Annotated in this window: 18 protein-coding genes, 1 tRNA gene and 1 pseudogene; 14 read left to right on the top strand and 6 right to left on the bottom strand. The window is 42.2% G+C overall.

Annotation, left to right across the window (positions count from 1 at the left end):
* The first annotated feature begins 166 nt into the window (after positions 1–166).
* From rfbA to DD657_RS07790, 8 genes and pseudogenes are all read left to right on the top strand, one after another.
* Entirely contained in the window at positions 167–1,051 is an 885-nt protein-coding gene (rfbA, locus tag DD657_RS07825; RefSeq protein WP_021986496.1) for a glucose-1-phosphate thymidylyltransferase RfbA, read from the top strand.
* Between the two features lie 108 nt (positions 1,052–1,159).
* Positions 1,160–1,696 carry a dTDP-4-dehydrorhamnose 3,5-epimerase gene (rfbC, locus tag DD657_RS07820; protein ID WP_068689797.1) on the top strand — a complete coding sequence of 179 codons (537 nt, stop codon included), beginning with the start codon at positions 1,160–1,162 and terminating at the stop codon, positions 1,694–1,696.
* A 119-nt stretch (positions 1,697–1,815) separates the two neighbouring features.
* Entirely contained in the window at positions 1,816–2,688 is an 873-nt protein-coding gene (gene rfbD / locus DD657_RS07815) for a dTDP-4-dehydrorhamnose reductase (protein ID WP_118774050.1), read from the top strand.
* A 51-nt stretch (positions 2,689–2,739) separates the two neighbouring features.
* Positions 2,740–3,795: a dTDP-glucose 4,6-dehydratase gene (gene rfbB, locus DD657_RS07810; RefSeq protein ID WP_021986493.1), complete on the top strand. Its 1,056-nt coding sequence runs from the start codon at positions 2,740–2,742 to the stop codon at positions 3,793–3,795.
* A gap of 89 nt (positions 3,796–3,884) precedes the next feature.
* The gene (locus tag DD657_RS07805) at positions 3,885–5,555 is read left to right on the top strand and encodes a helix-turn-helix domain-containing protein (RefSeq protein WP_287049459.1); all 1,671 of its coding nucleotides are present in this window, start codon (positions 3,885–3,887) and stop codon (positions 5,553–5,555) included.
* Positions 5,556–5,878: 323 nt separating this feature from the next.
* The gene (locus DD657_RS07800; protein ID WP_161945858.1) at positions 5,879–6,403 is read left to right on the top strand and encodes a LytR/AlgR family response regulator transcription factor; all 525 of its coding nucleotides are present in this window, start codon (positions 5,879–5,881) and stop codon (positions 6,401–6,403) included.
* Between the two features lie 110 nt (positions 6,404–6,513).
* A pseudogene (locus tag DD657_RS07795) lies at positions 6,514–8,130 on the top strand (ABC-F family ATP-binding cassette domain-containing protein); the annotation flags it as partial.
* Positions 8,131–8,295: 165 nt separating this feature from the next.
* Entirely contained in the window at positions 8,296–10,626 is a 2,331-nt protein-coding gene (locus DD657_RS07790) for an ATP-binding cassette domain-containing protein (RefSeq protein ID WP_287049457.1), read from the top strand.
* A gap of 5 nt (positions 10,627–10,631) precedes the next feature.
* Here DD657_RS07790 and DD657_RS07785 read toward each other — a convergent pair whose 3' ends face one another.
* Positions 10,632–11,816: a DUF418 domain-containing protein gene (locus DD657_RS07785; protein WP_068689789.1), complete on the bottom strand. Its 1,185-nt coding sequence runs from the start codon at positions 11,814–11,816 to the stop codon at positions 10,632–10,634.
* A 269-nt stretch (positions 11,817–12,085) separates the two neighbouring features.
* Between DD657_RS07785 and DD657_RS07780 the strand changes: the two genes are divergently transcribed.
* The 4 genes from DD657_RS07780 (at position 12,086) to DD657_RS07765 (ending at position 18,714) form a co-directional block, all read left to right on the top strand.
* A complete protein-coding gene (locus DD657_RS07780; RefSeq protein WP_287049456.1) occupies positions 12,086–13,198 on the top strand; it encodes an SEL1-like repeat protein in 1,113 nt (370 codons plus the stop codon).
* Positions 13,199–13,357: 159 nt separating this feature from the next.
* Positions 13,358–17,053 carry a phosphoribosylformylglycinamidine synthase gene (purL, locus tag DD657_RS07775; RefSeq protein ID WP_287049455.1) on the top strand — a complete coding sequence of 1,232 codons (3,696 nt, stop codon included), beginning with the start codon at positions 13,358–13,360 and terminating at the stop codon, positions 17,051–17,053.
* A 123-nt stretch (positions 17,054–17,176) separates the two neighbouring features.
* On the top strand, positions 17,177–17,338 hold the full coding sequence (locus DD657_RS07770; RefSeq protein ID WP_287049454.1) for a hypothetical protein: 162 nt from the start codon (positions 17,177–17,179) through the stop codon (positions 17,336–17,338).
* 176 nt (positions 17,339–17,514) lie between these two features.
* Entirely contained in the window at positions 17,515–18,714 is a 1,200-nt protein-coding gene (locus tag DD657_RS07765) for an MFS transporter (protein WP_068692157.1), read from the top strand.
* 4 nt (positions 18,715–18,718) lie between these two features.
* On the opposite strand, the gene DD657_RS07760 is transcribed toward DD657_RS07765, so the two are convergent.
* The 3 genes from DD657_RS07760 to DD657_RS07750 form a co-directional block, all read right to left on the bottom strand.
* Entirely contained in the window at positions 18,719–19,324 is a 606-nt protein-coding gene (locus tag DD657_RS07760) for a response regulator transcription factor (protein ID WP_068689784.1), read from the bottom strand.
* The gene (locus DD657_RS07755; protein ID WP_021986482.1) at positions 19,311–20,012 is read right to left on the bottom strand and encodes a hemerythrin domain-containing protein; all 702 of its coding nucleotides are present in this window, start codon (positions 20,010–20,012) and stop codon (positions 19,311–19,313) included. Before DD657_RS07755 ends, DD657_RS07760 begins: the two co-directional genes overlap by 14 nt.
* Before the next feature lie 129 nt (positions 20,013–20,141).
* Positions 20,142–20,213 (bottom strand) — tRNA-Glu (locus DD657_RS07750).
* A gap of 252 nt (positions 20,214–20,465) precedes the next feature.
* Here DD657_RS07750 and DD657_RS07745 point away from each other — a divergent pair.
* Positions 20,466–22,199 carry a thiamine pyrophosphate-dependent enzyme gene (locus DD657_RS07745; protein ID WP_287049451.1) on the top strand — a complete coding sequence of 578 codons (1,734 nt, stop codon included), beginning with the start codon at positions 20,466–20,468 and terminating at the stop codon, positions 22,197–22,199.
* 29 nt (positions 22,200–22,228) lie between these two features.
* Here the strand turns inward: DD657_RS07745 and DD657_RS07740 are convergent, their stop codons facing one another.
* Entirely contained in the window at positions 22,229–23,500 is a 1,272-nt protein-coding gene (locus DD657_RS07740; RefSeq protein WP_287049450.1) for a sensor histidine kinase, read from the bottom strand.
* On the bottom strand, positions 23,497–24,183 hold the full coding sequence (locus tag DD657_RS07735) for a response regulator transcription factor (RefSeq protein ID WP_068689779.1): 687 nt from the start codon (positions 24,181–24,183) through the stop codon (positions 23,497–23,499). Before DD657_RS07735 ends, DD657_RS07740 begins: the two co-directional genes overlap by 4 nt.
* Before the next feature lie 207 nt (positions 24,184–24,390).
* On the opposite strand from DD657_RS07735, the gene DD657_RS07730 reads away from it, so the two are divergent.
* Entirely contained in the window at positions 24,391–25,383 is a 993-nt protein-coding gene (locus tag DD657_RS07730) for a PepSY-like domain-containing protein (protein WP_287049447.1), read from the top strand.
* Positions 25,384–25,692 lie beyond the last annotated feature (309 nt).

Below are 25,692 nucleotides of genomic sequence, written 5' to 3'. Positions count from 1 at the left end.
TTTACCCCCGTCCCCGGGTGCTAACAACCTTCCTGTGCTTATCTGCTCTTATTCTCAAGTATTTTTTTTACCTTTGCTCAAGTAAGCTGCGCCTCACATAGCTCAAATAAGTTTGGTTCTGCATTCGGCTTGCACTATCTTTGTAAACAATTTGATGTTTTAATGTATGAAAGGAATCGTATTAGCCGGAGGTTCGGGAACCCGTTTATATCCCATTACAAAAGGTGTATCGAAGCAATTATTACCCATATACGATAAACCGATGGTGTATTATCCGATATCGGTGTTGATGTTAGCGGGGATCCGGGATATTCTGATCATTTCGACTCCGCAAGATATTTCCGGGTTTCGGCGTTTGTTGGGAGACGGTTCGGATTTCGGCGTGACCTTTCAATATGCGGTACAGCCGCATCCGGAAGGATTGGCGCAGGCGTTTCTGATCGGCAGGGAGTTTATCGGGAACGATTCAGTATGCTTGGTATTGGGGGATAATATTTTTTACGGACAGTCGTTCGGGAAGATGCTGGCAGAAGCTGTAAATACAGTTGAGAAAGAGCAGAAAGCGACAGTATTCGGTTATTATGTGAGTGATCCGGAGCGATATGGGGTTGCGGAGTTTGATGTAAACGGCAATGTGTTGAGTGTGGAAGAAAAACCGGAAAAACCGAAGTCGAATTATGCAGTGGTCGGTTTGTATTTTTATCCCAATGGGGTGGTGGATATTGCTTCCCGGATAAAGCCTTCTGCCCGGGGAGAGTTGGAAATTACAACGGTGAATCAGATTTTCTTAAGTCAAAATGAGTTAAAGGTACAGGTGTTGGGCAGAGGATTTGCCTGGCTGGATACGGGGACGCACGATTCATTGTCGGAGGCCTCTACTTTTATCGAAGTTATTGAGAAGCGCCAGGGATTGAAAGTGGCTTGTCTGGAAGAAATTGCTTACCGGAAAGGTTGGATTACTGCCGGTAAACTTCGTGAAATAGCAGAGCCGATGAAAAAAAATCAGTACGGACAGTATCTTTATAAATTGATAGCAGAATCGGGAAATTAGATTTGGACAGGAAGAAAGTCGTTTCGTTGGGTTGCCGACGTATTTTTCTGCCGCAATAAAGCAGAATAGAAGAAGATGAACGGGTCTTTTTTCCTAAAACGAAAGATTATGAATGTTATTGAAACAGCTATAGCGGGTGTGGTAATTATCGAACCGCGTATTTTTACAGATGGCCGGGGGTATTTTTTCGAAAGTTTTTCCCAGCAGGAATTTGAGGAGAAGGTGGGAAAAGTTAATTTTGTTCAGGATAATGAATCAAAATCGCGATACGGGGTTATCCGGGGATTGCATTTTCAGCGGCCTCCCTATGAGCAGGCAAAGTTAGTGAGGGTTGTTAAAGGAAAGGTTCTGGATGTGAATGTCGATATTCGAAAAGGGTCGCCGACTTTCGGAAAGTATGTGGCTGTAGAGTTGAGTGAGGAGAATAAACGACAGATTTATATACCCAGAGGTTTTGCTCATGGTTTTGCCGTTTTGAGTGAGGAGGTTATTTTCCAGTACAAATGTGATAATTATTATGCGCCGGGATATGAAGGGGGAATCCGGGTGGATGATCCGGAACTGGGGATCGATTGGCAGATTCCGGAACAGGAACGTATTTTATCGGATAAAGATAAGAAACATCCGTTGATTGCAGATTTATAATTTGGGAGGGATTGACATGTCTTGGGTATTCGGAAAGGAGGGATCGGGTTTTGAACAGATGTGGCATTGAAGGGGAGAAATATGGTTTTTGAAACCGGAAGTTTTTAAGAATAACGATTATGGCAAATATATTAGTAACCGGAGCAAACGGACAATTGGGAACGGCCTTGAAAAGGATCGGTTTTACGATGCTGGACGATGTTTTTTATACGGACTTAGCTGAATTGGATATTACGGACCGGGAAGCTGTCCGGAGGTTTGTGCAATTGCATGAGATTGATACTATTATAAATTGTGCAGCTTATACGGCAGTCGATAAGGCCGAGGATGAGCCGGAAAAGGCTGCCCTGATCAATACGGAGGCTGTGGCTAATTTAGCAACGGTTGCTTATGATGAAGATTGTCTGTTGATTCATGTATCGACGGATTATGTATTCGACGGAACGGCTACCGAGCCTTATACGGAAAAAAGCCGGGTAAATCCGCAGAGTGTATACGGCCGGACAAAGTTAGCCGGAGAAAAAGCGATAGCCGCTTCGCATTGTTTGTCCGTAATCATCCGGACGGCCTGGTTGTATTCGGAAGACGGGAATAATTTTGTAAAAACAATGTTACGTTTGGCAAAAGAAAAGGGGGAGTTAAGAGTGGTATCGGATCAAATCGGGTCACCGACGTATGCGGGTGATCTGGCAAAGGCGATTGTTGCGATTGTAAGTGACGATAATGTAATGGAGAAGCCGGGTGTGTACCATTATTCGAACGAGGGCATATGTTCCTGGTATGAGTTTGCACGGGAAATTATGAGTGCTGGCGGTATGGAATGTCGTGTCGAACCGCTGACGACAGAGCAGTATCCGACGAAGGCGAAGCGTCCGGCTTATTCTGTTTTGGATAAGACGAAGATAAAGAAAAGTTTTAGCCTGGAAATACCGGAATGGCAGGAAGCACTGACTCGTTGTATGTATAATTTGATACCGGAAAACCGACGATAGTCGATGAACGGAAACAGAATAAGCATGTTTGATATTTAATTTTCAATTTTGATGAGAAATATATTGATTACCGGAGGTGCCGGATTTATCGGTTCGCATTTGGTGAGATTGATGGTGAATAAGTATCCGGAGTATCGGATCATCAATCTGGATAAGCTGACTTATGCCGGAAATCTGGCGAATTTGAAAGATGTGGAGAATAAGTCCAATTATGTATTTGTGAAAGCGGATATTTGCGATTTTTCTATGATGCAGTCTGTTTTTACAGAATATGGGGTAGACGGGGTTATTCATCTGGCTGCAGAGAGCCATGTGGATCGTTCGATCAAAGATCCCTTTGCTTTCGCCCAAACGAATGTGATGGGGACATTGAGTTTATTGCAGGCGGCCAAGCTGGCCTGGGAGGGTAAATTCGAAGGGAAATTATTTTATCATGTATCTACAGATGAGGTGTACGGGTCTTTACAGCCCGACGGGGGATTTTTTACGGAAAAGACCAAATACGATCCCCATTCCCCTTATTCGGCATCGAAAGCTTCGTCGGATCATTTTGTAAGGGCGTATCACGATACCTACGGTTTGCCTGTAAAAATTTCGAATTGTTCAAATAATTACGGTTCTTTTCAATTTCCGGAAAAGTTAATTCCTTTATTTATCAACAATATCCGGCACAATAAAGAGTTGCCGGTATATGGAAAGGGGGAGAATGTACGGGATTGGTTGTTCGTTGAGGATCATGCGAGGGCAATCGATTTGATTTTTCATCGGGGGAAAGTGGGAGATACCTATAATATCGGCGGATTTAACGAATGGAAGAACATCGATTTAATTAAAGTGATTATCCGGGTTACGGATCGTTTGTTGGGAAATCCGGAAGGGACGTCCCTGCATTTGATAAGGCATGTAACCGACCGGGCGGGACATGATGTACGTTATGCCATAGATTCGACGAAATTAAAAAATGAATTGGGCTGGGAACCTTCCTTACAGTTTGAAGAAGGGATCGAGAAAACCGTGAAGTGGTATCTGGAGAATCAGGAGTGGCTGAATAATGTAACGAGCGGGGAATACCAGCAGTATTACGAAAAAATGTACGGGATGAAATAATTGCACCTGATTTTGGTATATTGAATGTATATGAGTCCGAAGGCGTAAGTCTTCGGACTTTTTGTATTGTAAATAAAATTTCAAAAAGAATGCGTTGTTTTTATTTATTGTATTGTTTGTGGGTAATATGTTGTGGGTTTACCGAAGAAAATACAAAAGATTTGTTGTATAAAATCCGGGAAATTAAGTATCGGGATCCTCAAATGGCTTTGGTTTTGCTCGATTCATTAAGACAAATGGAAGAATCGAATCATTTTCAGCGGGTTCCGGAGTTCAGAATAGACATTGCACAAGGGCAGATCTATCAAATTATGAGGCTGGACCAGTTGGCTGTAAGATTTTGGGAGAAAGCTTTGCAGGCAGATTCCGTTCGTGTGCGTGATGCGTATTTTTTTACCGTACTGAATGGAATCGTGAATGTTTATTACCGAATGGCGGATTATGAGAATGCACTGGAATATTGTTTATTGTTATTGGAACGTGGGGAGAAGTCAGGAGATGAATGGAGTATCGGTGACTGTTATTTTATGATCGGGCAAATCGAGTGGCAGATCGGAAGGAAAGAACAAGCATACCGGGATTTTAAAAAGGCTTTGAATATCTTGGAGAATGGAAAAAATCCCGGTACAAAAAAGTTGTTGTCGTATGTTTATGGAGAAATTATGACCATGGCGGATGCGGACGGTCGTTTTTCCTATGCCTTGAAAATCGGAACATTGCGGGAAAAGTTATTACGCGAGATGGAAGAATTGGGGGGACAGGAAGGGTATATTGACCAGCAGCGGGGATATTTATATGCCAAGCTGGCTTATCTATATCAGAAGGAGGGAAAGTGTAGGTTAGCCGGTTCTTATTTTGAAAAGTTCGAAAAGACACATTTTGCAACAACATTGGAAGGGCGGGAATACGGTTTCCCTTATTTGAAGAATGCCGGACAATATGAGAAAGCCCTTTGTTTTTTGAGAGATATGAGACGGGAGTATGAGGTGATGAAGAAAGATACAATAGATATTAATATGAGGGTTTGTTATGAAAATCTATCGGAGATTTATGCTGACCTGGGACAATGCCGGAAGGCTTATCATTTTTTGAAAAGAGCTTTGGTTTTGGCGGATAGTTTACAAGAACGGCAGCAGCGTAGCCGGATTACGGAAATGTCCGTATTGTATAGTGTTAAGGAAAAAGAAAAAAGAATTCAGGAACAAGAAGGGATTATAAAGAAAAAACAAACATTTATAGGCAGATTATTCGGCTTTGTTTCGGTAGGTATTATTATGTTGATAGGTGTCGGAATATATGCTAACAGAATGAAAAATAAAAACCGGATATTGGTCGGAAAAATAGAGGAAGGCATTCATTATCGTCAGATGCTGAGGCGGATCGGTATGTTATATAAAGGTGAACATAAAATACAGGTGAATTGTAAAGAGAGGGAATTATTTGAAAATTTGGATCGCTTGGTTGTAATGGAACGTTTATTTTTACGGCCCAATTTAACCCGGGACGAAATGGTGAGTCGTTTGTGTACCAATAAAAATCAATTGGCTAATGCGATCCGTTTTTGTACGGGTCAAAATTTTACGGAATATATCAATAGTTTGCGTCTGGAGTGTGCCTTGAAAATATTAACGGAAGGAAATGAAAAAATAGAGGTCGTTGCGGAAAGATCCGGGTTCGGTTCCGCCCGTAGTTTTTACCGGATTTTTAAAGATTATTTTGGATTGTCTCCTGCTGAATATCGTCATTTTTGCAGTAAATAAAGCTCGTTTTACTTTGAAGCAGTCTCGGGTTCGTCTGACTGTTTAACACAAATTGATGACTGATTTTCTTATTTAAAAATAAGATTCCGATGCTTGTTTGTTTAATATTTATTTTATTTGCTTTGGAAAAATGAGGGGTGTTTATGCATAATGGATTGTTGCTTATTAAAAAAATCAATTTATTCATTGATAATTAATATATAAAATATGAATTAAAAATTGAAATTTATATTATACAAACAAATATGGCTGTTTGTAAATTTAATTTCAGTGATTTTTACTTAATGGCTACCTTTCTTTGTGCAAATATCAATGTCAATGTTATGGAAAGATATTTATCTGTCGAAACTGTGAATGGTGTGTTATTGATTCCTGTGTCGGAGTGTTTGTATAAAGATATTGTGAATTATCTTGAAGATTCCGCACATCCGGAGGTTGCCTCTTTGTCGGATTTCTGTCAGGGCGGAACGAATGAGGATTTGTCGGAACAACTGAAACTATGGGTAGCCAGGGAACAGATGAATTCTATTTTTGTAAAGGATCGCGATTATTTCAAGCGTATAGATTTCGATACTATTCGTTGGATTGAAGCTTCGGGAAGTTATTGCCGTCTGTATTTAAGGGATGGTTCAAAAATGTTGTTATCCTTTAATTTAAGGGAATTAGCAGTACACTTACCTGTCCGTCTTTTTATTCGTGTGCATCGTTCTTATATCGTCAATATTACGTATATCGATTCTTTTATCGGAAATCGGTTATGCATCGGAGATCATCGGATTCCGGTGAGTAAGCAGCATAAACGCAATGTTATTGCACGGTTGAATGTATTGGGAAGTGTTAAGGATTAAAGGTAAATTGGGATTGTATATTCTGGCTTGTGAATTTGAAAATAAAACTGTATCTTTGCCGACGCTTTGATAAAAGTGGAAAATATTGATAATCAGCATAAAAGAATATAGGAATGATTGCAGTTTCAAATTTAGAAATTCAGTTCGGAAAACGTGTTTTGTTTCAGGATGTAAACTTGAAGTTTACACCGGGAAATTGTTATGGGGTGATTGGGGCCAATGGAGCCGGGAAATCTACTTTATTACGTATTTTAAGCGGTGAGTTGGAGCCTACCCGGGGAAATGTGATGTTCGGTCCCGGAGAACGTTTGTCGGTATTGAAGCAGGATCACCATGCTTATAATGAGTGTACGGTGTTGGATACTGTATTGCAAGGATATATGGATTTGTGGAATGTAATGAAGGAGAAGGATGCTTTATATGCCAAACCTGATTTTTCAGATGCCGATGGTGTACGTGCTGCGGAACTGGAAGAAAGATTTGCCGAAATGGACGGTTGGAATGCCGAAAGTGATGCTGCAGCTTTGCTTAGTGGATTGGGAATACAGGAGGAGTTGCATTATTCTTTAATGAAGGATTTAAGCGGTAAGCAAAAGGTGCGTGTCTTGTTGGCGCAGGCTTTGTTCGGTAAGCCGGATAATTTGTTATTGGATGAGCCGACGAACGATTTGGATATTGAGACTGTGATGTGGCTGGAGAATTACCTTTCGAATTATGAAAATACGGTATTGGTCGTGTCCCACGACCGTCATTTTCTGGATGCCGTGAGTACCCATACCGTGGATATCGATTTTGGGAAAGTGCAGTTGTTTGCCGGTAATTATAGTTTCTGGTATGAATCCAGTCAGTTGGCACTACGTCAGGCTCAGGCTAAGAATAAGAAAGCAGAGGAAAAGAAGAAAGAATTGATGGAATTTATTCAACGGTTCAGTGCAAATGTGGCGAAATCCAAACAGACAACCAGTCGTAAAAAGATGTTGGAAAAATTGAATGTGGAGGAGATTATGCCCTCTACCCGCAAGTATCCGGGGATTATTTTTACACCGGAAAGGGAAGTCGGGGACCGGATTCTGGATGTACGCAGTTTGAGCAAGCAAGTGGAGGGAAAATGGTTGTTTAAGGATGTGGAGTTTACAGTGGAGAAGGGGGATAAGATCGTATTCTGGTCGAAAGATCCGCGGGCTATGACAGCTTTGCTGGAGATCATAACCGATAATGTAAAGCCCGATAGCGGTAGTTATAGTTGGGGAGTTACGGTGACGACTGCTTATTTGCCGATGGATAATTCAGCTTATTTCGATACGGATATGACTTTGATCGAATGGCTGGGACAATTTTCTTCCGATACAAGTGAGACTTTTTTACGGGGTTTTTTGGGGAAGATGTTGTTTTCGGGGGAAGATATTTACAAGAATGTGAAAGTATTGTCGGGGGGAGAGAAGATGCGTTGTATGATTGCCCGGATGATGTTGAAGAATGCGAATGTATTGGTGTTGGATTCCCCTGCCAATCATCTGGATCTGGAATCTATTCAGGCATTTAATAATATGCTGATGTCGTTCAAAGGCATTGTGTTGATGAATTCTCACGACCATGAGTTTATTCAGACGGTATGTAACCGGATTATTGAATTGACGCCGAACGGAACGATAGATAAGCGTATGGAATTCGATGATTATATCACCAGTGAGGCTATTCGTGAGCAGGCTGCAAAGATGTATTTGTAAATTTACGATTTTGGCCTATCGGCCTGTATCGCTTCGGTGAGAAAAGGATTGGCTGCAGAATATTTACTCTGCAGCCAATTGTATTTTTCAGATGCAGATTGAGTGGGTTCGGAGGATGGAGAAATAAGGAAAATCTTATATTTGTCAGGTTTTAATATGGATGGAATGACACAGGATTATATTATTGTGGAGGGTGCCAGTGAGAATAACCTGAAACATATTTCTTTGAGGATACCGAAAAAACAGATCACTATTTTTACCGGTGTGTCCGGTTCCGGAAAATCGTCTTTGGTTTTGGATACGGTTGCCGCCAAATCCCGGCGGGAGTTGAATGAGACTTTCCCTAGCTTTGTACAGCAGTATTTGCCGAAGTACGGCCGGCCGCATGTGGATAAGATTGAAAATTTGCCGGTAGCTATTGTGATCGATCAGAAAAAGCCGGCTCCTAATGCCCGTTCTACGGTGGGAACCTATACGGATATCTATGCTTTGCTTCGCTTGCTTTTTTCCCGGGTAGGGAAACCTTTTGTCGGCTATTCCGATATGTTTTCTTTCAATCATCCTCAAGGCAGGTGTACCCGTTGTGACGGATTGGGGACAATAACGGAACTGGATGTGCATAAATTAGTTGATTTCGATAAATCTCTGAATGAGGATGGGGTGATCAATTACGTTGCCTTCAAGCCGGGAGAATGGCGGTGGATTCGTTACGCATGCAGCGGTTTGTTCGATTTGAATAAGAAAATACGGGATTATTCTGCGGAGGAACTGGAGTTGTTTTTGTATTCACCGCAGATCCGGTTGAAGAATCCTCCGGCAGAATGGCCGAAAACAGCCAAATATGAAGGGTTAATGACCCGGATGTACCGAAGTTGTATCAATTCGGAGGAAGGAAAGCTACACCGGGCGATACTCGATCCGATGACGACGACCGGAATATGTCCCGATTGCGGAGGCTCGAGGTTGAATAATAAAGTACTGTCTTGTCGTATTTGCGGAAAGAATATGGCAGATGTCACGAGTATGGCTGTTCCGGATGTGCTGGAATGGATACGGCATATCGACGATCCTTTGGCGGCAGATATGAAGGAGGCGCTGATCGGCCGTTTGTCGGCTTTGCTGGAAATCGGCTTGGGGTACCTGACGCTGGACCGGGGAATGGGAACGCTTTCCGGAGGAGAGGCACAACGTTGTAAGATTGCCAAGTATATAAATTCGGCCTTGTCGGATATGTTGTATGTACTGGATGAACCCAGTGTAGGATTGCATAGCCATGATATTCATTTGTTGAAAGAATCGGTACGGAAGTTGCGGGATCATGGAAATACCGTGTTGCTGGTCGAGCATCATAAGGAAATGATACAGATTGCCGATCATATTGTGGATATGGGGCCCGGTTCGGGTGTAGAGGGAGGAAATATTCTGTATGAAGGAGATTATGCGGGTTTACTGAAAAGCGGTACTTTAACCGGACAGATGATAGCAGAAAAATTGCCGTTGAAACAACATTTTCGTGTTCCTTCAGCTTGGTGGACGGTGGAAAATGCCTGTTTGCATAATCTGAAAGAGGTAACGGTTAAATTGCCTGTGGGAGTGCTGGCTGTTATTGCCGGTGTTGCCGGTTCCGGAAAAAGTTCGCTGATGCAGTGTTTCAGGGAAAGTTGTAACGGGGACAAAGGTTCGGGAACTGAAGAACCGGAAGGATCGCGTAAAGCTTCGGTCCGGTCGGTTGAGGAGCAGGGGGAGGTCGTTTATATCAGCCAGCGTAATATCGGAGTCAGTTTGCGTTCTACACCGGCTACCTATTTAGGTGTAGCCGACGATATTCGCAAAATTTTCGGTCAAAAGAGTGGTGCTGGGATAAGTATGTTCGCTTTTAACGGAAAAGGCGGATGTGCGGTGTGTGGTGGAAAGGGGGTTGTCGTTTCGGATATGGCTTTTATGGATGCTATTGAGACGGTGTGTGAGGCTTGCGGTGGTTTGCGTTATTCCCCGGAAGCATTACAGTATAAAGTGGACGGACTCACAATTGCCGAAGTAATGGATTTGACGGTACGAAAGGCTTCTGTCCGTTTTGCCGGTACTGTTATCGAGAAGAAGTTACTGCCGTTGATGCAGGTTGGATTGGGGTATTTGCATCTGAACCAGGCGCTTTCAACTTTATCGGGTGGTGAGTTACAGCGGATGAAACTGGCTTCTTATCTGGGAAGTAGAGGGAAAATATTTATATTGGACGAGCCGACAGACGGTTTGCATGTCAAAGATATACATCATATTATCGCTTTGTTTGATACCATGGTGGAGCAAGGCAATTCTGTGTTTCTAATCGAACATAACCTGGATGTTCTGAAAGCTGCCGATTATGTTATTGAATTAGGTCCCGGCGGAGGACAGATGGGGGGCCAACTTCTTTTCTGCGGTACACCTGCAGAGATGCTGGTTTGTAAACATTCGATAACCGCTCCTTTTCTGGCAGCCGAATTGCCTTTGGAGTAATGCCGTTATTTTTTGCCCCCGATCCAGGTGGCTTTTTTCCAAAGCCATTCGAAGGGTCCGTTTTTATGGGATTTCATCCACCAACAGGCAAAGCCGTATTGCAGGAGAAACAATACGATTCCGATAAAAAAACTTGCGGTAATTCCCATGTGTTTGTGTAATGCAAATCCCCAGCCATAGAACAACAGGGAACCCATGATCGATTGAGTGATGTAGTCTGTCAGGCTCATTCTGCCGTAAGGGATGAGTCTGCGCATGAGTCGGGCTATTTTAGAGGAGTAGAACAACAGGATCAGAATTGATATGATAAATACCATGAAAGCCAGATTGGCCAGGGATTGAAGGATGAGGTTCAGTGGTATCGTGACCGCTGTATTTGAGATAAATTCAGGCAGGATGCTGACTAATCCTGTCAATGGGAAAAAGACGATGATGCCGGTGAGTAGAGCTCTGAACCAGAATTTCATATTTTCTTCTGAATATAGGAATTTACCGGTACGCCCGATTAACATACCGAACATGAACAGTGCGGCCGTCTGGAATATACGGCCGTGTTCCCAGGCCCATGTGAGGCTGGCCAATTGGCCTTCCCACAAGTTCATTTTCAATGTTTCCCAGAATGTGCCGTTTTCCTGTACGGCAAATGCCTGTGTAAAATAATAGCCGGCCAGTTGTTTATCTCCTGTATAAGCCGGGTCGGTTAAGGCCGAAAATACGTCCCAACAGGCTATAGGTTGTAACATTAAGAAGGTAGCAGTAATCAGTATCCAGCGGGTACTCCACCGGCATACGGCAATCAGGACAAAGCCAACCATGGAATACATAACCAATATTTCGGCCGTGAAAAACATGGCGTTTAGATTACCCAGGAGGAACAATAGTGCCAGACGCCAGGCAAACCGGCCTCTGAAATCTTTTCCTTTTTCTCTTTGCCTGTTTTCCTGAATAAAGAAGCTGAATCCGAAAAGTAAGGCAAATATGGCATAAGCTTTGCCACCGAAAGTAAAAAACATGGATTCCCAGATTACCGTATCGGTGAATTTCAGCCATTCTCCCGTCACTTCGGGGAAGGAATAGAAGTTGTAATGTTCGATGCTGTGTAAAACAATAATTCCCATTACCGCAAATCCACGTAATATGTCTGCGATGTCAATGCGTCCGCTTGGCGTCGTACCTCTTGGTGTTTCCATGTAATTAAGGTTGAGATAAATAGCTGTTATGCGAAGAATAAGTATTCCTCTCTGATGGAACAAAGATAACAAATATATGATAAATTGTAAATTTTAGATTGAGGGTGTGGTTGGTAAGGAAAAGAAAGTTGTCTGATGATTTAAAATTATATTTAAGAGCATAAGGATTAGGATTTGTAATTTTGAATATTTATCTTTAAAAAGTTAAAATTTTGAATTGCAGATAATTGTATGAAATAGGTTAACCGATTGGTTTTTAATGCAGTACTATGAAGGTTTATGTAAAAAGAATGATATACGGTGTGTTGGGTGCCGTGGTCATTGTTATAGGGATTATATATTGGTATATGAATCGTCCGGAGGTATTGTGGGAGAAGGCTCAAAAGGCAAGGGGAGAGAAAGCGGTGAGTTATTTGACGCGTTTGTCGAAGAAAAGCGATCCGGAATGGAGTGGTAAGGCATATTATAAATTATTTTTAAGGAGTGATGGGGATACTTCTTTACTTATGGCTGCTGCCGTCAGGGATGAGCCTGGGGCCTGTTTGTTTTTGGGACAGAAGTATAAATCGGGTTGTGAATGGCTGAATCAGGATGTGAGCAAAGCACTGAAGTATTTGAAGTTAGCGGCAAAACTACCGGAAGGAAAATATGTTTATGAGGCGGATTGTGAATTGATAGAAATTTATTTGTTTGATTCCCGTTTCAGGGATTATGATGAGGCTGCCCGGCTGGTCCGGAAGTATTATGATCCCAATGCAGGTTTTTCGACCCGGAACAGGTTGGCTAGAAATTATGCCGGAATACTGACTTATATGGGGAAAGGGGGATACAGCCAGAATATGGATAAGGCTTTTGTATTGTTGAAAGATGCCCAAAGAGGAAGTGCAATGTTTTATTTGGGAAATGTATGGTTGCGCAAGTCCTTGTACGGCACTGAACGAATGGAGTATTGTATGACGGAGGCTATGAATTGCTATGTGACGGCTTTTGGGGGATATGTGGAAGAGGAAGACAGGCGTATGCGGGATAAGATTCTTACTGATTTTATAAATGAGTATAATGCTGCCAACGATCGATCGCATATGTATGGAAGAGACGAATATTATTATACCGGTGCTGTCGTTGCGGATTGGGAGTCTTTTCGGAATTACGATACCCGTTTTGAGTATGACGGAAGGGTAAAAAGGAATATTCCTAACGGAATGGGTGTCGGAAAATGGGAATTGGAGAAAGAATTGTTTTGTGGCTTGTGGGAAGACGGATATCCCAAAGAAGGTATTTATGCTTTGAATAACGGAGATGTTTATGTCGGAACTTTGAATAAAGGAAAATTTGTAAAAGGGACTTATTATTGTCGGGATAATACAAAAGTACAGTATTGACGGTAGGTGTGAAGTGGGGTGTTTTTAGTTCCGGGTTTTAAATCCGGGACGATCTAAAACTTTATGTGAAAATCTTTGTTATCTGCGGGATATAGGGGTAAAATGCTTATCTTTGTACACTCGTAATTACTTGGAATAAATTATTATAGATTATAAAGCATGAGTATAGTTTTCTATCAGAAAGACGCTACGGTATATGCCGTACATTACAGGGCGTCTGAAAATCCTCTTGATGTCAGTAAGCTGGAATGGTTATTCAGCGGAGCTAAACGGTTGAAGGAAGATTCGCTCGACGGTTATTTTATCGGTCCTCGTCGTGAAATGATTACTCCCTGGAGTACGAATGCCGTTGAGATCACACAGAACATGGGTATCAGCGGCATTTTGCGTATTGAAGAGTTTATGAAGACCGATCGTGAGCAAACCCCTTTCGACCCGATGTTGAAGGCGTTTTATAAGGGATTGGATCAACATTCTTTTACAATAGACAAGAAGCCGGATCCGGTTGTATACATTGAGGATATACGTGCTTATAATGTACAGGAGGGGTTGGCCTTAAATGCAGACGAGATTGCTTATTTGGAAGGTTTGGCCCGGAAGTTGGGACGTCCGTTGACGGATTCAGAAGTATTCGGATTCTCTCAGGTGAATTCGGAACATTGCCGTCATAAAATTTTCAACGGTACATTTATTATTGATGGAGAAGAGAAAGAGAGTTCCCTTTTTAAACTGATCAAAAAAACATCGCAGGAAAATCCGAACCGGATCGTATCTGCTTATAAAGATAATTGTGCTTTTATTGAAGGACCGAGGGTAGTTCAGTTTGCACCGCATACCCATGATAAACCGGATTTTTATGAAGTCCGGGAAATCGATACGGTAATATCCTTGAAGGCCGAGACTCATAATTTCCCGACGACTGTAGAGCCTTTTAACGGTGCAGCGACAGGTACGGGCGGAGAAATCCGGGACCGTATCGCCGGCGGTCAGGCAGCCTTGCCCCTGGCCGGAACTGCCGTTTATATGACTTCTTATCCGCGTTTGGATGCAGACCGGGCCTGGGAGGAACAGATTGATCCCCGGAAATGGTTGTATCAGACGCCGGAAGATATTTTAATCAAAGCGTCGAACGGGGCTTCGGATTTCGGAAATAAATTCGGGCAACCGTTGATTTGCGGGTCTTTGCTGACGTTTGAACATGAGGAGGACGGACAGACTTACGGATATGATAAAGTGATTATGCAGGCCGGGGGAGTCGGTTTCGGTAATCGCGAACAAGCTATGAAACACACGCCCGAGGTCGGGGATAAAGTGGTGTTGCTGGGGGGAGACAATTACCGGATCGGTATGGGTGGTGGTGCTGTGTCTTCTGTAGATACAGGCGTATATGCCGGAGCGATTGAACTGAATGCCGTACAGCGTTCTAATCCGGAAATGCAGAAACGGGTTTGTAATGCGATCCGGGCTATGGCTGAAAGCGAAGTGAACCCCATCGTTTCCATTCATGACCACGGAGCAGGCGGGCATTTGAATTGCCTGTCGGAATTGGTGGAGGAAACCGGTGGTAAGATTCATATGGAAAAATTACCGGTCGGTGATCCCACTTTGTCTGCCAAGGAGATTGTCGGTAATGAATCACAGGAACGGATGGGATTGGTGATGAAAGAGAAAGATGTGATTACATTGCAGCATATTTCCGATCGTGAGCGGGCGCCGATGTATGTTATCGGGGAGACGACCGGAGATATGAAGTTCACTTTTGAGAATGCCAATACCGGAGAGAAACCGATTGATCTGGAATTGAAAGATATGTTCGGGAATCCTCCCAAGACGATTATGGAGGATAAAACGATACAGGAAAAGTATACCGGTCCGGAATATTCTGCCGATAAGCTGGAAGAATATGTCGAGCAGGTTTTACAAATTGAGGCCGTTGCATCGAAGGACTGGTTGACAAATAAAGTGGATCGTTCTGTGACCGGAAAGATTGCACGTCAGCAGTGTGTAGGTCCGTTACAGTTGCCTTTGAGTGATGTTGCCGCCGTTGCTTTGGACTATTCCGGTCATCGCGGTATCGCTACTTCTATCGGGCATGCTCCGGTGGCTGCTATGGCCGATGCTTCTGCCGGATCGCGACTTGCTATTGCAGAGGCATTGACCAATCTGGTATGGGCGCCGATTGAAAAAGGATTGAAAGGGGTATCTCTTTCTGCCAATTGGATGTGGCCTTGTCGTAATCCGGGTGAAGATGCCCGGTTGTATCAGGCTGTACAGGCTGCCAGTGATTTTGCTATCGAATTAGGCGTGAATATCCCGACCGGTAAAGATTCACTTTCCATGACTCAAAAATATGGGGACAAGAAGGTATATGCTCCCGGAACCGTTATTATTTCTACGGTCGGAGAAGTTACAGACTTCCGAAAGGTCGTGGTGCCGGTGTTAAAAAATGATCCGGCGACGGAGATTATTTATGTCGATTTTTCATTTGATAAGCTGAAATTGGGCGGGTCCAGTTTTGCCCAGATTTTGAATAAAGTAGGTAGAGAGGTCCCTGATGTAAAGGATGGACAGTATTTTGCAGAAGCTTTCAAAGCTATACAGCAGTTGGTCGGGGAAGGGGTGGTTTTAGCCGGACATGATATTTCTGCCGGAGGTATGGTAACTGCACTTCTGGAGATGTGTTTTGCAGACAATCGGTTGGGATTGGATATCGATTTCTCTTTCCTGGCGGAAAAGGATATCGTCAAGATTCTGTTTGCGGAAAATCCGGGTGTGTTGATTCAGATTGCCGATAAAGATGCTAAGAAGGCGGCGGCTGTTTTTGAAAAAGTAGGAGTCGCTTATGCTTTCTTGGGAAAACCGGGAAAAGCCGGACAATTGAATATCCGAAAAGATGAGGCTTCCTGGATGTTGGATATTGCTTCTTTGCGCGATTTGTGGTTTAAAACTTCTTATTTGCTCGACCGTCGTCAAAGTGGCGAAGAAAAGGCGTTGGAGAGATATAAGAGTTATAAGCACAATGAGTTGAAATATAAATTTCCTGAAAATTTTACGGGCAGACTAGCTGATTTAGGGTTGGATATCCACCGGACGAAACCGTCGGGCGTGAAAGCTGCCATTATCCGGGAGAAGGGATGTCAGTGTGAGCGTGAAACGGCTTGGGCTATGCATCTGGCCGGTTTTGATGTCAAGGATGTGCATATGACTGATCTGATCAGCGGACGTGAAACACTGGAAGATGTGAATATGATCGCCTTTGTAGGCGGGTTTTCGAATTCCGATGTACTGGGATCGGCCAAAGGATGGGCGGGTGCTTTTAAATTCAATGAAAAAGCCCGTCAGGCCTTGGAGAATTTCTACAAACGTGAAGATACCTTGAGTATCGGTATTTGTAACGGTTGTCAGGTTATGGCGGAGTTGGGATTGATTTATCCGGAACATGAGGAAATGCCGAAAATGTTACATAACGATTCCCATAAATTTGAATCCGGTTTTGTAAATGTGACGATAGAGCCGAATGATTCCGTTATGCTGAAATCCTTGGCAGGCAGCCGATTGGGAATCTGGATCGCCCACGGAGAAGGAAAATTCAGTTTGCCGTATGCCGAAAATGAATATGTCATCCCGATGAAATTCAGCTACAATGCTTATCCGGCCAATCCGAACGGCTCCCCGTTTGCAACGGCTGCCATCTGTAGTAAAAACGGCCGTCACCTGGCTATGATGCCCCACCTTGAAAGAGCTATTTTTCCATGGAACTGGGCTTATTATGCAGAAGGACGTGCAGAAGATGAAGTGAGTCCGTGGATCGAAGCCTTTGTAAATGCCCGGAAATGGGTGGAAGCGCATAAGTAATATGGATTGACAAGCCGGAAAGACCGGCTTGGGTAATATAAAAGAAAAGCCGGGAGAACGCGATCATGTTTTTGCGTATCCCGGCTGATTTTATAAATATGAGTTTACAACCGGATAAAAAAATTGGGAGAATGCTATGGTGTGTTTGAAGGAGAGGAATTGGTCGGGGAATATGTATTGTTGCCGACCCGGCCTTTTACGGTGGAGTATAAACTGCCGGGAAGAGGGAATAATATGCCGTCCGGGAATGGCCCGAAAAATGACAGAGGCACATCAGGGGCGTAAATTGACTATCGGGAGTAATTTTGCTTATATACCGTTTTTCGTTTGAAATCTTCGGAACAGTATAAAAGAGTTTACGGAAAGATATATTCAGGAAAGTGATATAACACCTGGTATTATTTTGTAATTTTGTGCCTGGGATTCCGCTTTTACTGCATTTATAATTTCCGAATAGTATGATGATAAAGGATAAGCTTCTTTCTCCAAGTTTTTGCTATATTCTTGCTGCTAATTTTTTATTGTTTTTTGCTTTTTATCTGCTTTTACCGGTATTGCCTTTTTATCTGAAAGAACAATTTTTAGCCGGTAAATCCATGATCGGTTTTATACTTTCTTGTTATACCGTAGCTTGCTTGTGTATCCGTCCGTTTTCAGGGTATATGCTGGATACGTTTAGCCGCAAGCCTTTATATTTGTTATCTTATTTTATTTTTACCGTTATTTTCGGTGGGTATATGCTGGCCGGGGCATTGGCTTTATTTATCACTTTACGTATTGTACACGGTTTTGCTTTCGGTATGGTTTCTGTAGCGGGTAATACGATTGTTATTGATATTTTACCTTCATCGAGACGGGGAGAAGGGCTTGGGTATTACGGGCTTGCTAATAATATTGCGATGAGTTTCGGGCCCATGACCGGTTTATTTATGCACGGTGCCTGTTCCTATGAGGTTATTTTTACCTGTTCACTGGTGTCGGGCTGTTTAGGATTGATTATGGCTTCGTTGGTTAAGACTCCTTATAAACAACCGGTAAAGCGGGAACCTATTTCTCTCGATCGCTTTTTCCTGGTAAAAGGATTGCCTGCCGGAGTTTCTCTTTTGCTGCTTTCTATTCCGTATGGGATGACGACTACCTATGTCGCTATGTATGCAGAGGAAATCGGCATAAGGACCAGTTCGGGACTTTTCTTTACCTGTATGGCGGTGGGTTTGGCTGTATCCCGTATTTTTTCAGGACGGCAAGTGGATAAGGGCCGTATAACTCAGGTTATTTCTTTGGGTATGTATCTGGCGTGTATCAGTTTTTTTGCCCTTTCAGCCTGTGAAAGATTGATGGAATGGAATGCCGGAGTGACATCCGTTTTATTTTTGGGTATAGCCCTTTTGCAAGGTGTGGCTTTTGGAACAATGTTTCCGGCTTTTAATACTTTGTTTGTAAGTTTGGGTACGAACAGTCAACGAGGTACGGCGACATCGACTTATTTGACCAGTTGGGATGTGGGTATCGGCATCGGCTTAATGACCGGGGGTGTTGTGGCGGAGGCTTTCGGAGGTTTCAATCATGCTTACCTGATCGGAGGCTGCCTTACTGTCGTATCTACTTTATTTTTTGTTGTGAAAGTAGCTCCTCATTTTAACCGTAATAAATTGAGGTAGGTTTTTATTCGACTTCCTGCATTTCAATCAGATTATTGAGAATGGCAAACACCGTTAAGCCGGCCACCGATTTAATGCCGGTTTTCCGGGTAATATTTTTGCGGTGTGTGATGACGGTATGAATTGAAATGTGATGTTGTTCGGCGATTTCTTTATTAATCATTCCTTTTGCCACAGATATCAGTATCTCTTTTTCTCTTTCCGTCAATTCGTTTTCCGGTGTTACCGGAGTTGTGGGATTTGAGTCTACGACCTGGGATAGTTTGCGGATCATTTTCCCCTGATCGTCGGCAATGTCTATTATGGCTTTGTAATGTTTTAAAATTTCCGGTTCTATGTATTGATAGACGAGTGCCACGAGGGGTATTTCTTCTTTCCCGTTAAAAATCTCTTCCACACAATGCCGGTATTTGAAATCGATAATCATCGGGTTTAAGATGATTAAATTCGGATTTAAATTCCGGATACGCTCGGTGTAATGGCTGCAATCGGCTAACACCGCAATGATTTCGAATTCTTTATACGGTTTTAATAATTCCTGGATACCGGCACTGATAATGGCTGAAGGCTCAATCAGAACGACCCGGTAATGTTTCTTAGTGTATGTCATAACCGTTTTCCAATTTTTGCACTAACGGAATCAGTATTTTGTCTTCAATCAAGGTGTGTTTTCCCAAATCTTCTTCCAATGAAAAGATGTCGAACAGAAGGCTTATTCTTTTCTGATTTTCCGAATGATCCGGTAAATATTTGATGATGATGTTTTTCAGATCGTTCAGCTTGTCTTCTATATTCGTGTGGTTTTGTTCGAATATATCGATGTTATAACCGCTTGTCTGTTTCCCTTCTTGTTTGTTCAGGATATAGGGGAAAACTGTTTTTTCTTCGTATTCGAAGTGGTTGATTACTTCATTTTTATATTCTTCAAAAAAGCGGTCGAATAGTTGTGCCTGTTGCTTATTGAGTTCCCGGGTTATCTCCGAAAGATTTTCCTGGATGTTTTGAAGACGGTTATATAGATAATAGGTATGCGAACGCTGTAAGTAAAGCAGTAGTTGCCGGATGTCGATTTTGGAAATATCTTCACTTCCGGGTAAGTAATGGTCGAAAGAATATACATTACATATCATCACCATCAATACCGGAGAGATATTACGTTTTTTACAGTATTCTTCTATGGTCTGATCACCGAACCCGAGGCTCATTTGGAAGCGGGGGAGCAACAGAAGCAGTTTATAATCGGCTAAGATCAACTCGGCCATTTTCATATCGCTATTGTAAAGAGAGGGTTTTATCATATTTTGCAGATATATCTTTTCGGAAGGCAAATTTAAAATTTGTCGGTTAGAAATTCAATCCCTATTTATGGGGATATCGAAGAAAAAGGATTATAAACAAAAAGAACCGGTAAAACCGGTCCTTTTTAGTAGCGCTAAGGGGAATCGAACCCCTGTTTTAAGAATGAGAATCTTACGTCCTAACCCCTAGACGATAGCGCCTCAATGGTGTGGTAAAATCGTTTTGATTTTGCGCGACAAAAATAGGATTGTTTTTTGAATTGTCCAAATTTTGAGCCGGAAACAAAAGATTATTTTTAAAAATACTTTCTGCTTGTGTGACTCGAACATTTTATAAAAAAAATCGTTTGTAAAAGAGATTTTATTGCTTTATGGCAGAATATTACCGAAGCGGAGATTTTCAAGGCTTATGAAAGGTCTGAAATAAAGCAAAACCCCTAAATACGATAAACGATGAAAGTTGCAGAACAATTGGTAGACATGTTGGTTGCTGCCGGAGTGAAACGGATTTATGCCGTGACCGGCGATAGTTTAAATCAGGTAAACGATGCTGTACGGAGGAACGGTAAGATACAATGGATACATGTACGGCATGAAGAAACCGGGGCCTTTGCAGCCGGAGCGGAAGCACAATTGCACGGTGGTTTGGCTTGTTGTGCGGGGAGCAGCGGTCCTGGTCATGTTCATCTGATAAACGGTTTATACGATGCCCATCGTTCGGGAGCTTCCGTAATAGCTATTGCTTCTACTATTCTATCGGAAGAGATCGGAACGGATTATTTTCAGGAGACAAATACGATCCGGTTGTTTGACGATTGTAGTTTGTTCAATCAATTGGCTGTAACTCCGGAACAACTACCGCGTATGTTGCAGGGAGGAATGCAGGCGGCTATTACCCGGAAAGGAGTTGCCGTAGTCGGTTTACCCGGAGATCTGGCTGCGGATACAACGGATAATTTATCTTCTTCACCTTGTGTATTTCCGGTTTCGGTAAGGGCTTGTCCTTCTTTTGATGAATTACAGGAATTGGCCGATATTTTGAATAATGCGGAGAAAGTGACTCTTTTTTGTGGAATAGGAGCAAAGGACGCTCACGATGAATTGATACAGTTGGCCGGTTTGTTGAATGCTCCGGTTGCTTATTCTTTTAAAAGCAAGATGGAAATTCAGTATGATAATCCGAATGAGGTAGGAATGACAGGGTTGTTGGGTATGCCTTCCGGATATGAAAGTATGCATGAAGCAGACGTATTGCTGATGTTAGGAACAGATTTTCCCTATGCTTCTTTTATGCCGGTACATAACCGGATTATTCAGATAGATATCCGGCCGGAGCGTTTGGGACGTCGCGCTAAAATAGAAAGAGGGTTGTGCGGAGATATAAAAACGACTTTACAGGCATTGATACCGCATATTCTGCCTAAGACCAACGATACTTTTTTACGTAAGCAATTGGCTCGTTATGCCGAAGTAAAAAAGTATCTGAGCGTGTATGTTGAGGATAAGGGAGGAGAAAATAAAATACATCCGGAATACGTCATGTCTGTCGTAAATGAACTGGCAGCCCGGGATGCTGTTTTTACGGTAGATACCGGAATGACTTGTGTTTGGGGAGCGCGCTATCTGGAAGCTACCGGACAACGTAAGATGCTCGGCTCTTTTAATCACGGTACGATGGCGAATGCGATGCCTCAGGCTATCGGGGCAGCTTTGGCTTATCCGGGAAGAGAAGTTGTCGCTCTTTGCGGAGACGGCGGATTGTCGATGTTATTGGGAGATTTAAGTACGATTGTACAGTATAAATTACCGGTGAAATTGATTGTATTCAACAACAGGGCTTTGGGTATGGTGAAATTGGAGATGGAGGTTGCCGGACTACCGGATTGGCAAACGGATATGCAGAATCCGGATTTTGCCAAAGTGGCAGAAGCTATGGGAATGAAAAACTTTACCATACGGCATTCTGAAGAGGTTGCTTCTGTTTTGGGAGAGGCGTTTGATTTTGACGGTCCGGTACTCGTAAATGTTATGACAGATCCCAATGCCTTGGCGATGCCTCCGCAGGTCGAATGGGAACAAATGGTAGGGATGTTTAAATCTATGTATAAGCTTTTATTAAATGGTAAAGGCAAGGAAGTCATAGATACCATCCGCTCCAATTACAAACATATCCGGGAAGTTTTATAAAAACAGAATCCGGGAACTAATTATTCTGACTATGACTGTCTGACTTTCAGTTGTATATGAAATTCGTTTGCCGTCATGTCGATTCGTATATCGAGGTTGTTCTTTTCACATATACTTTTGACAATTGCGAGTCCTAACCCTGTCGCTTCTTTTTCGTGTCCCGATTTATTGAACCGGGCGAAAAGGTCGCCGGCAGGGATTATATTGTTGTAGGGATTCGTTACCGATAATGTAGAGTCGGTTGTTTGGATCCGGATATGGCCGTTTTTGATGTTGTACCGGATGGCATTTGACAGTATATTAGAGGTTAACATTTCAGCCAATAGGGGATGTAAGTAGAGTTTTAAATCGGCCGAATGTAATTTTTGTATTTTCAGGTTTTTCATTTCGATCATATCTTCATATGCTTGTAAAAAATCGTCAATGTAATTGTTTATGGAGATAAGTTTACCGGCAGGAAACTGGTCGTTGTTGATTTTTGCAATCGTCAGCATAAATCTGTTGAGACGGATGACACGGTCTACGGCACTGCTTACAGATTGAATCAGTTCCGTGTCTTTCATGCTATTCTGGTTGTTTTGTTGTAATAATTCAAGACGGGCCTTTACAATTGACAGAGGAGTTTGTAGCTCGTGGGAAGTCGTTTCTGTCAATTCACGTAAAGAAATATAGTCTTTCTGAATCCGGTCCAACATCCGGTTTAATACGCCATTTAATGTGTTGAATTCGTCAACCCGGCATTTGTTTACTTTTATTGTATGGAGGTTGAGCAGGTCGAATTCCTTTAACTGCTCCAATATTTGGTAAAAAGGATGCCAAAGGTTACCGACAAACCATTTGGTCCACCAGAGAGAGAACAGAGCAAATAAGATGAATAAAACCAGCAGGGATACACCTATGGCCCAAAGGACATCTTCGGTGTCTACTGTAGCTTGCCATAAAGTCAGCATATAATTATCGTTTTTCGTCTGTAGTGTGTAAGACAGAAGACGAAAAACTACCGTTTCTTTTTTATAAGGGCTGTACACCAATGTGTCACGGAAATATTCTTCCAGATAAATATCGGGATCTACGACTACGGCTGTTATACGACTATCGCTGAGTACCGGGTTGTCGGAGATAATCAGCGTGTCGTGTTCCCGGATGTAATGTTCTGTATTTTCCCGGTATTCTTTCAGTGTATGGTCGGCAGAACGGTGGATGAAGTAGGTGATGATACCGTAATGTGAGAGACTACCGATCATAAGTACCAATGATAGTGTCACCAGGGTATATCTTTTGTAAATTTTGGATAGTTTCATTTTTCTTTCAGGGTGAATTTATAACCTACGGCATATATCGTTTCTATATAGTCTTCTGCTCCTGCATCCTGTAGTTTTTTACGTAATTTACGCATGTGTGTATATAAGGCATCGAAGGTATCGGCGCCGATACCCATATAGTCTCCCCACAAATGTTCTACGATGGCTTCTTTTGTCAATACTCTTTCCCGGTTGATAATCAGATAAGTGAGTAAATCGTATTCTTTCCGGGTAAATTCGATTTCGTTTTCGTTGACGAATACGGCATGTAGGTCGGGGAGAATCCGGATTTCGTTGTATTTGAACTCTTTTTGTCCACCGAAATTTCTTCGGCGCAGAACGGATTTCAATCGGGCGTTTAGTTCCGAAAGGTTGAACGGTTTTGCCAGATAATCATCGGCACCGATATCCAAGCCTTTGATTTTGTCGTCGGTTGAGTTGCGGGCGGAGATAATGATAATACCGGCATCGGCTTTACGGGATTTCAGTTTGTAGACAATGTCCAGGCCGTTTCCATCCGGCAGGGTCAAATCGACTATGACACAATCATAGTCATATAAGAGTATTTTTTCTTCTGCAGTGGCGTAATCGTATACACATTCACAGATGTAACCTTCACAGTGAAGATAATTTTCAATGGAACCCGATAAATCTTTTTCATCTTCTATAATCAGTAATTTCATAATTTTTTATGGTTTGAAATCAAAAATAAATAATAAAACCCATACAAACCGAGCTTTTGCACTAAATTTCAAAAAAAATGCCGGATAAAGTAAATGTTCAGAATTTCTTTAGAATTGGATATTTTCTTTGTTTTCCCAAATAAAAACGGGGTTGTCCGGATATAACGGCAAAAACTAAAAAGTATTGTGAAATTAAATTTTTATGTTATGAGCAAAAAATTATTTATTTTCGGTTTAATACTGGCCTTAAGTGCTGCATTTACGGCTTGTAGTGATGATGATGGAGGTAAAGGTTCGCTTGCCAGTAAGGAGGAGATATTGTTGAAAAAGTATCCGAAAGCGGCGAATATCAACTGGAAGAAAAGTAACGATAAAAAATACGATATCGCTACTTTTACTTTACCTAAAGTAACGCCCAGAGCTATGGATTCCAATGTAGATACCGTATCGGTATGGTTTGGGAATAATGACAACATCCGTTTGGTAGATCAGGAAATTTCGTATAGTGAACTACCGGAAGCCATACGTCAATCTTTTGAGAAAACCAAATGTAATCCGGTAAAGGGAATTTCAGAACAGACATTGATCAATACCTTATATAGCGATGCACAGGTATGGGAAACCGATGATGTTTATAAATTAGAACGTGACGGTGTTGTATCTTATAAGATCGAAATGGAAAGTGTCCGGAATGAGGTGGAAATCGATCTCTATTATGATGTGCAAGGTATATTGCTCAAAGAAGTAGAGGATGACGGGGATCGGGAAGAAATGCCGCTTGAAATCCCGGATGCCGTTAAGGATTGGGTGGCCCGGAATCATGCCAATGCCGAAATTATCGATTATGAATCCGAGAAAGAGGATGGAGTCGTGGAACATGAGTTGGATTTAAAAGAAGGAAAGATAATTGTAGAGATTACTTTGGTGGAAGAAAACGGAACTCTTAAATTGGATGAAGAAGAGTATAACTATCCGGATATAAATGCTCTTCCTGCTGATATAAAAACTGAAGTGGAAAAGGCTATAGCCGCACAATCTGTCGTTACAGCAGAAGATATCGAAGACATTGAGATGGTTAAAGAGGAGGGGGCTGAAATATATACCATCGAATTTGAAAAAGGGGACGATGAGTATGAACTGAAAATTACCAGAAACAGCGATCAGACTATTACAGTCGGGGATATTGTTCTGGAATCCTGACAAACCAATTGAATTCAAACAGCCATTACAATGGAAAAGGTCGTTGATTGTCAACGGCCTTTTTGTGTATTAATTCAGTAAGTCGTATCGTCTGAAATCTCTCATTGTCAATATCATTGTTCCGGTATCTTACCTGCAACCCAACAGCCGGTTTATCATTTCTGATTAAATATTTTAAAATCATCATCTATGTAATTATGCTTTCTCAAACATGATATTCATAAATTTTATATTCATAGTTGAATAAAAATATTAATAATTCGATAATTTGGATATATTTGTAGACAAATAAGTGATAACTTAATATTA

The organism is Culturomica sp. (assembly GCF_003524185.1).
Lineage (GTDB): Bacteria > Bacteroidota > Bacteroidia > Bacteroidales > Marinifilaceae > Culturomica > Culturomica massiliensis.
Note: the sequence above shows the minus strand (reverse complement) of the source record. Positions and strands in the feature narration are given on the sequence as shown.

Coding starts and splice junctions, on each gene's coding strand:
- DD657_RS07740 (WP_287049450.1), bottom strand. CDS start 23,500: ATGAAACTATCCAAAATTTACAAAAGATATACCCTGGTGACACTATCA.
- DD657_RS07790 (WP_287049457.1), top strand. CDS start 8,296: ATGACACAGGATTATATTATTGTGGAGGGTGCCAGTGAGAATAACCTG.
- DD657_RS07755 (WP_021986482.1), bottom strand. CDS start 20,012: ATGATAAAACCCTCTCTTTACAATAGCGATATGAAAATGGCCGAGTTG.
- rfbB (WP_021986493.1), top strand. CDS start 2,740: ATGAGAAATATATTGATTACCGGAGGTGCCGGATTTATCGGTTCGCAT.
- DD657_RS07760 (WP_068689784.1), bottom strand. CDS start 19,324: ATGACATACACTAAGAAACATTACCGGGTCGTTCTGATTGAGCCTTCA.
- DD657_RS07765 (WP_068692157.1), top strand. CDS start 17,515: ATGATAAAGGATAAGCTTCTTTCTCCAAGTTTTTGCTATATTCTTGCT.
- DD657_RS07780 (WP_287049456.1), top strand. CDS start 12,086: ATGAAGGTTTATGTAAAAAGAATGATATACGGTGTGTTGGGTGCCGTG.
- DD657_RS07735 (WP_068689779.1), bottom strand. CDS start 24,183: ATGAAATTACTGATTATAGAAGATGAAAAAGATTTATCGGGTTCCATT.
- DD657_RS07800 (WP_161945858.1), top strand. CDS start 5,879: ATGGAAAGATATTTATCTGTCGAAACTGTGAATGGTGTGTTATTGATT.
- DD657_RS07730 (WP_287049447.1), top strand. CDS start 24,391: ATGAGCAAAAAATTATTTATTTTCGGTTTAATACTGGCCTTAAGTGCT.
- rfbC (WP_068689797.1), top strand. CDS start 1,160: ATGAATGTTATTGAAACAGCTATAGCGGGTGTGGTAATTATCGAACCG.
- rfbA (WP_021986496.1), top strand. CDS start 167: ATGAAAGGAATCGTATTAGCCGGAGGTTCGGGAACCCGTTTATATCCC.
- DD657_RS07805 (WP_287049459.1), top strand. CDS start 3,885: ATGCGTTGTTTTTATTTATTGTATTGTTTGTGGGTAATATGTTGTGGG.
- DD657_RS07785 (WP_068689789.1), bottom strand. CDS start 11,816: ATGGAAACACCAAGAGGTACGACGCCAAGCGGACGCATTGACATCGCA.
- purL (WP_287049455.1), top strand. CDS start 13,358: ATGAGTATAGTTTTCTATCAGAAAGACGCTACGGTATATGCCGTACAT.
- DD657_RS07745 (WP_287049451.1), top strand. CDS start 20,466: ATGAAAGTTGCAGAACAATTGGTAGACATGTTGGTTGCTGCCGGAGTG.
- rfbD (WP_118774050.1), top strand. CDS start 1,816: ATGGCAAATATATTAGTAACCGGAGCAAACGGACAATTGGGAACGGCC.